The organism is Luteitalea sp., from assembly GCF_022842525.1.
In the GTDB taxonomy this organism is placed as follows: Bacteria; Acidobacteriota; Vicinamibacteria; order Vicinamibacterales; family Vicinamibacteraceae; genus Luteitalea.
This window is the reverse complement of record NZ_JALHPM010000269.1, coordinates 1-6,343: the sequence shown is the minus strand read 5'-3', so window position 1 is coordinate 6,343 and position 6,343 is coordinate 1. Positions and strand designations below refer to the sequence as shown.

The 6,343-nt window shown below is 68.7% G+C and carries 7 protein-coding genes and 2 rRNA genes; 5 read left to right on the top strand and 4 right to left on the bottom strand.

Translation table 11 applies throughout. The annotated features are described in order from the left end of the window. The 3 genes from Q0C41_RS28915 to Q0C41_RS28905 form a co-directional block, all read left to right on the top strand. Positions 1 to 401, top strand: a 23S ribosomal RNA gene (locus Q0C41_RS28915); the annotation flags it as partial. A 148-nt stretch (positions 402 to 549) separates the two neighbouring features. Then, positions 550 to 666 (top strand): 5S ribosomal RNA (gene rrf, locus Q0C41_RS28910). An 85-nt stretch (positions 667 to 751) separates the two neighbouring features. Continuing rightward, entirely contained in the window at positions 752 to 1,597 is an 846-nt protein-coding gene (locus Q0C41_RS28905) for a DUF2231 domain-containing protein (RefSeq protein ID WP_291990060.1), read from the top strand. A gap of 33 nt (positions 1,598 to 1,630) precedes the next feature. Here the strand turns inward: Q0C41_RS28905 and Q0C41_RS28900 are convergent, their stop codons facing one another. Beyond that, positions 1,631 to 2,026, bottom strand: coding sequence for a CrcB family protein (locus Q0C41_RS28900; RefSeq protein WP_291990057.1), 396 nt, complete (start codon positions 2,024 to 2,026; stop codon positions 1,631 to 1,633). Between the two features lie 73 nt (positions 2,027 to 2,099). On the opposite strand from Q0C41_RS28900, the gene Q0C41_RS28895 reads away from it, so the two are divergent. Next, positions 2,100 to 3,026: a DNA-formamidopyrimidine glycosylase family protein gene (locus Q0C41_RS28895; protein WP_291990055.1), complete on the top strand. Its 927-nt coding sequence runs from the start codon at positions 2,100 to 2,102 to the stop codon at positions 3,024 to 3,026. A gap of 2 nt (positions 3,027 to 3,028) precedes the next feature. Here the strand turns inward: Q0C41_RS28895 and Q0C41_RS28890 are convergent, their stop codons facing one another. Beyond that, a complete protein-coding gene (locus tag Q0C41_RS28890; protein WP_291990053.1) occupies positions 3,029 to 3,634 on the bottom strand; it encodes a lipocalin family protein in 606 nt (201 codons plus the stop codon). 1 nt (position 3,635) lies between these two features. Then, positions 3,636 to 4,724, bottom strand: a complete 1,089-nt coding sequence (locus Q0C41_RS28885; RefSeq protein WP_291990050.1) for a tRNA-dihydrouridine synthase family protein — start codon at positions 4,722 to 4,724, stop codon at positions 3,636 to 3,638. A gap of 57 nt (positions 4,725 to 4,781) precedes the next feature. Here Q0C41_RS28885 and Q0C41_RS28880 point away from each other — a divergent pair, with 57 nt between their 5' ends. Beyond that, positions 4,782 to 5,681, top strand: coding sequence for a TraB/GumN family protein (locus tag Q0C41_RS28880; RefSeq protein ID WP_291990048.1), 900 nt, complete (start codon positions 4,782 to 4,784; stop codon positions 5,679 to 5,681). Here the strand turns inward: Q0C41_RS28880 and Q0C41_RS28875 are convergent. Beyond that, positions 5,662 to 6,297: a DNA-3-methyladenine glycosylase I gene (locus Q0C41_RS28875; protein WP_367079321.1), complete on the bottom strand. Its 636-nt coding sequence runs from the start codon at positions 6,295 to 6,297 to the stop codon at positions 5,662 to 5,664. The two genes, Q0C41_RS28880 and Q0C41_RS28875, sit on opposite strands and share 20 nt — an antisense overlap. Positions 6,298 to 6,343 lie beyond the last annotated feature (46 nt).

Here is a 6,343-nt window from a genome sequence, read left to right as displayed (position 1 = left end):
CGATGTCGGCTCATCGCATCCTGGAGCTGTAGCAGGTTCCAAGGGTCCGGCTGTTCGCCGGTTAAAGCGGTACGTGAGCTGGGTTTAGAACGTCGCGAGACAGTTCGGTCTCTATCTGTGATGGGCGGAGGAAATTTGAGTGGGGCTGACCTTAGTACGAGAGGACCGGGTTGGACGGACCTCTAGTGTACCGGTTATCACGCCAGTGGTAGCGCCGGGTAGCTAAGTCCGGAAGGGAGAAACGCTGAATGCATCTAAGCGTGAAACCCTCCACAAGATGAGATTTCCCTGGACGTAAGTCCCTGAAGGCTCCTGGTAGACTACCAGGTTGATAGGTCGGGTGTGGAAGCGTAGCGATACGTGGAGCTGACCGATACTAATTAGCCGTGAGGCTTGACCATATTCACTCGCCTGCTGCGGGTGTGTGATCAAAGAACGATCGATTGCAGGATATTCACACCGTGTCTGCGGACACGGTCATAAGATGATCTGGGACGACCTGCGCGCGCTCGCATATTGAGCAACCGCGGGACCCCAGACACCAAGTTTCCCGGTGGCCATAGGAGCAGGGTCACACCCGTTCCCATTCCGAACACGGAAGTTAAGCCTGCTACCGCCGATGGTACTGCGTGCGTAGGTGCGTGGGAGAGTAGGTCGCTGCCGGGGATATATCGAAGGGGAAGCCCGACGCATCAGTGCGTCGGGCTTTTTCTTTTGCGGGTAGACTGATTTTCGCAGGAGCGCCTCCCGCATGCCGAGTCTTGCCGCCTTTCACCCGCAAGTCGTTCACTTCGTCGTTGCGCTCATCATCGTTGGCGTCCTGTTTCGCCTGTTGTCGCTGGCGGTGCGTGTAGCCTGGCTGTCGCCCGCCGCTCTTGCGCTCATCACGCTCGGGACGCTTGCCTCATTGGTTGCCGTGCGGTCGGGTGCCGATGCACACGGGCCGGTGGAGCGCGTGCCGGGCGCGCGGCCGGCCGTGGTCGAGCACGAAGAATGGGGCGAGCGGGCAAGGAACGCGTTCCTGCTGCTGCTCGCCGTGGAAGCGGTGGCGGCGACGCTTACGGCCCGGAAGGTCGGTGCGGCCCGTACTGCCCAGATTGCCGCCGCGGTAGCGGGGCTTGCCGCGGTGGGCGTCCTGTATCGGGCCGCCGATCTTGGAGGCCGCCTCGTGTATGGATACGCGGGCGGCGTGGCCGTGAACACCGGTGATCCGGAAGACGTGAGCCGCCTCCTCATCGCTGCCGCGCACCAACAGGCAAACGCGGACCGCCAGGCCGGTCGGCTGGGCGATGCGGCCGCGATCCTCGACGTCGTGGCAGACCGATTCCCGGCCCACCTCGAGCTGCAGCTGGCCCGCGTCGACTCGATCATCAACGACAGAAAGGACCCTGCCGCGGCACTGTCTCGCCTCGACGCCCTCAGGGTGCCCACCGAAGACACGCGCCTGCGTGTGCGGGCCGGCCTGCTGCGGTCAGGCGCACTGGCCGCGGCGGGTGACCTCAGCGCGGCGCGGCAGGTCCTCGAAACGCTGAAGTCCGAGTTCCCGGCGAACACGCAGGTCCAGCGGCGCCTCGCGGAGCTCGCGCAGGCGCGTTAGCGGCTGCCGACTCAGGCACGAGCCCGTCGAGCGCTAGCGAACCAGCGCGGCCGTCGCGGCATAACCCACCCAGCACGCCGCGACTCCCAAGGCGACGGACACGCCCACATTCATGAGGGCCGCAACCGTGTGTCCCTGCTGCAGCAGGGACACGGTCTGCAAGCTGAACGCCGAGAATGTCGTGTAGCCGCCCAGCACCCCGGTAACCGCTGCATGCCGCCACACCGGAGGCCAGTCCCCCGCTGAACTCGCCAGCGCAGTCACTACTCCGGTCGCGAGAGAGCCAGAGACGTTCACGACCACCGTGCCCCACGGAAAGCCAGGGCCAACGACCCTGACGACGGCCTCCGTGAGCACGTGCCGGGCGATGCCGCCGACCGCACTGCCCACCGCCACTGCCACGACGACCAACCAGCCTCCACGATCCATGACGGGTTCAGCATAGACGAGGCAGACCCGGACCTGGCCTCTCGTGCCCACACGGCGAAGGCAGACTGCTAGCATGGGACCCGTGCCGGAGCTGCCGGACATCGAGCTTTACCTGCACGCCCTGCGCCCACGGCTCGTGGGACGGCTGATCGAGCGCATCCGCCTGTCCAGTCCGTTCGTCGTTCGCACCACCACACCCGACATCCACACGCTCGAAGGCCGACGCGTCGCTGGACTCCGGCGCATCGGAAAGCGCGTGGTGCTCGACCTCGATGGCCCATTCCTCGTCATTCATCTCATGATCGCCGGCCGGTTCCAGTGGAAGCCGGCGAACGCGCCGATTCCGGCGCGTGTGGGCCTGCTCGCCCTCGACGTCCCGGGCGGGACGCTCCTGCTGACAGAAGCCGGTACGACCCGTCGCGCCTCCGTGCACGTGATTCCCGATGAGGCGGCGCTCGCCGTGATGGACCCCGGCGGCCTCGAGGTCCTCACCGCCAGCCAGGCCCAGTTCCGTGAGGCCCTCCAGCGCGAACGGCACACGCTCAAGCGGACGCTCACGGACCCGGGTCTTTTCAGCGGAATTGGCAACGCGTACTCCGACGAGATCCTGCACCGCGCCCGTCTGTCGCCCCTGCGGTTGTCCGACGGACTCACCTCCGACGAGGTAGACGCGTTGCACGGAGCCGCGCGTGCCGTGCTGCAGGAATGGCGTGACGCCCTCATCGCCGCGGCGGGCGAGACTTTCCCCGCGCGCGTAACGGCGTTTCGCGACGGCATGGCCGCCCATGGCCGTTACGGTCATCCGTGTCCAACCTGCGGCACGCCGATCCAGCGCCTGCGGTACGCAGCCAACGAAGCGAACTACTGTCCCGCCTGCCAGACGCAGGGGCGCCTGCTGGCCGACCGGGGGCTCTCGCGACTGCTGAAGAGTGACTGGCCACGTTCGCTCGACGAACTCGAACGCCGAAAGGCCGCGCACCGCCTCCCGCCCGTCGACTGAGCTCAGCGTCTGGGAAGGAGACCCGTGGCACCGGCGGGATGTGGCACGCGCACCAGGCGACCGGGGTCGTAGCCTTCCCGCCGAGCCGCCGCAACGGCCTGGGCCATGGCCGATTCATCGAGCGCCACGAAGCGTGAGAGCACGAGCAGGCGCTCCCGCCGATTGTCGCCGACGAGCAACCAGCCCTGCCCGGCGCCGGATTCGAGGATCCAGAAGTCACTCCACGTGGCCGGGAGCCAGTTGAAGATCGGCGGCGTGAAGCGGATGGCGAGCCGTCCATCGCCGGCTCGCGCCGCGCGAAGGCGCCCGCGAAAGCGCGCCAGGCCGTCGCGCGTGGAGCAGATGCTCGTCGCGCGAAGCCCGCCCGGTCCTGGCAGGTCGAAGCCATAGCGCGTATCTGCCAGGCACTGGCGGTGCCACCAGGTTCCGGTGGTCGCCACCTCGTACCAGTCGCCAGCGAGACTGGCAGCATCGACGCTCGCCATCACGGATGGTGGTCGCTGCGCGACCACCACCGTGGTCGCGACGACACTGACGGCGACCGCGGCGATGGCGGCAGCGCGCCAGCCAGACCACCCAGACGGTCGTGGCCCTCCGCGGCGCCTCATCTCAGCCTTCCACCACGACGTCGGTGTCGTCCGTCGACGCTTGCAGGGCCGGCGCGCGTTCGGGGTCGAGCGGTGCGCCGGAGAGCAGCCCGTCGGTGACGAACTCGAGCGCCGCCTCGTCGGCCCTGGCCAGCAGTGCCTCGAGAGGCGACCGCAGCACCGGCGCATCCTCGCGCTGCTGCATCGTGGGCCAGGTGCCGTCGGCGCGCCGCCGCGCATAGCGGCACCAGAAGCCGACGTGCCAGCGGAGGAACTCGCGCACCCTGGCGCGGCCGTGGTCGTCGTCACCCCAGTGCTCGAGCGCCAGCGTGACGTATCGCCGGTAGATGGCCACGCGCGCCTCGCCGTCGAGATCGAGATACCCTTCGGTCGCTTCACGGAACAGCCACGGCTTGATCAGCACGCCGCGGGCCGACATGACGCCGACGCAGCCAGAACGCGCGCGCGCCTCGCCGATTTCGTGCGGAAACAGCACGTCGCCGTTGCCGATGACCGGCACCGGCACCGCGCGCACGACCTGGCCGATGGCGTCCCAGTCCGCGGCCAGCCGGTATCGGGCGTTCCTCGTGCGGCCATGCACGGTGATCGCGTCGGCGCCGCCGTCGGCCGCGGCCTTCGCCTGATCCAGGAAGTTGCGGTCGTCGTCGTTCCACCCGAGGCGGATCTTGGCGGTGATCGGCACCCGCGTCACCCCTCGCTTCATGGCGTCGACGATGCGCCGGATGCGGTTCGGCTGCCGGCCAATCGACGCGCCGAGGCCTTTGCGCGTGAAGTGATCGATGGGGCAGCCGAAATTGATGTCCACCCAGTCGGCGCCACGCGACTCGACGAGACCGGCCGCCCAGGCCATCTCTTCGGGATTCGTGCCGGCCAGCTGGACGCCGAAGAACGGCTCGTCGGGCGCGCGGCGGATGAGGGCGAACTCGCCCTTGCGCTTCTGCTTGAGACGCCGTGCCACGGTCATCTCGCTCATCGTGACGCGGGCACCGAGTTCCACGCACAACCGGCGGTAGGGCAGGTTCGAACCCTTGGTCATGGGAGCCATGACGAGGGCGCCGGTGAGGGTCTCGGCGAAGGTCATCGCGTTCATGGTAACAGCGTGCCGGTGCGGGCAGGGTGCCGGCGGACCCGCGTGCTACGCTCGACCATGCGTTCTTCTGGCTGCCTCCGCGTCTGCGCGCTTCTCCTGGTGGCGGCATTCGCGCCCGTGGCACACGCCCAGGCGCCGGCGACGGCGGCAGGGTCCCACTTCGTGTGGAAGGTCACGAAGGACGCCCGAACCATCGCCTACCTCGTCGGCTCCGTGCACGTGCTCAGCAAAGACGCGTATCCGCTGCCCGCGGTGTTCGAGCGCGCCTTCAGCGAAACGCGCACCCTCGTCGAGGAGGTCGACCTCGGCGCCTCGTCCGACCCCGGGGCGGTGCTGCCGCTCGCGTCGAAGGCCATGCTGACCGACGGCCGCACGCTCACGGCGATCCTCGACAAGGATACGGCGGCGCTCGTGCAGGCCAAGGCGTCGGCGGCGGGCCTGCCGATGCTTGTCGTCGACCGCATGAAGCCGTGGCTGGCCGCGATGACACTGGCGGTGCCGGCTCTCCAGCGTGCCGGCTACGACCCGGCGTTCGGACTCGACCGTCACTTCTACGATCGGGCGAAAGCGGCCGCCCGCCCCGTGCGTGGGCTCGAAACCGTTGCGGCGCAGCTCTCGGCCCTCGACAGCCTGCCGATGCCCGTCCAGATCGACATGCTGAAGGCGGTACTGGGCGACATCGACACGCAGGTCGGCGCCGTGGCCGACATCGTCCGCGCCTGGCGGAGCGGTGACGTCAGGGCGCTCGAGCGCCTGTTGCTCGATGAGTTCCGCGAGTCGCCGGACGTGTACCAGCGCATGCTCGTCGACCGCAATCGGGCCTGGGTGCCGCAGATCGCCGCCTGCTCCGCGGAGCCTGCGCCGTGTCTCGCGGTGGTGGGCGGCGCGCACCTGGTCGGCGGCGACAGTGTGGTGGCGCTGCTGCGTCAGGCCGGGTTCAGCGTCGAACAGCAGTAGCCGGCACGGGCGGCACGCTGGCCCGTCGAGCCCGGCTCGCCGCGGGTCGCACGAAGCAACCCTCGACGTGATCGTTCACGAGGCCCATCGCCTGCATGAACGCGTAGACGGTCGTCGGCCCGACGAACGTCCAGCCCCGGCGCTTGAGGTCCTTCGACAACGCCGCGGAGGTTGCGGTGGTCGGCATCGCCTTGACCGCGTCCCACGTCACGACGCCCGGCCGCTCGGCGCGTGGCGGCTCCCACGACCACGCGTAGGCGGCGAGCGATCCGAACTCGGCCTGCAACTCGAGCGCGCGGGCGGCGTTGTTGATGGCGGACACGATCTTGCCGCGATGCCGCACGATCCCGGCGTCGTTCAACAGGCGCGCGACGTCATGCGCGTCGAACCGCGAGACGGTGGCGGGGTCGAAGCCGCGGAACGCGGAGCGGAAGTGTTCGCGCTTGCGGAGGATCGTGAGCCAGCTCAAGCCCGACTGGAACCCTTCGAGGCAGATCTTCTCGAACAGGCGGACGTCGTCGAACACGGGCCGGCCCCACTCCTCGTCGTGGTAGCGCACGTAAAGGGGATCGTCGCCGCACCAGGCGCAGCGATGGCGGCCACCGTGGGCCGGGATGAGTCCGGGCGCCGGGCTCACGGGCGACGCCGGCGCGGGCGCGCCG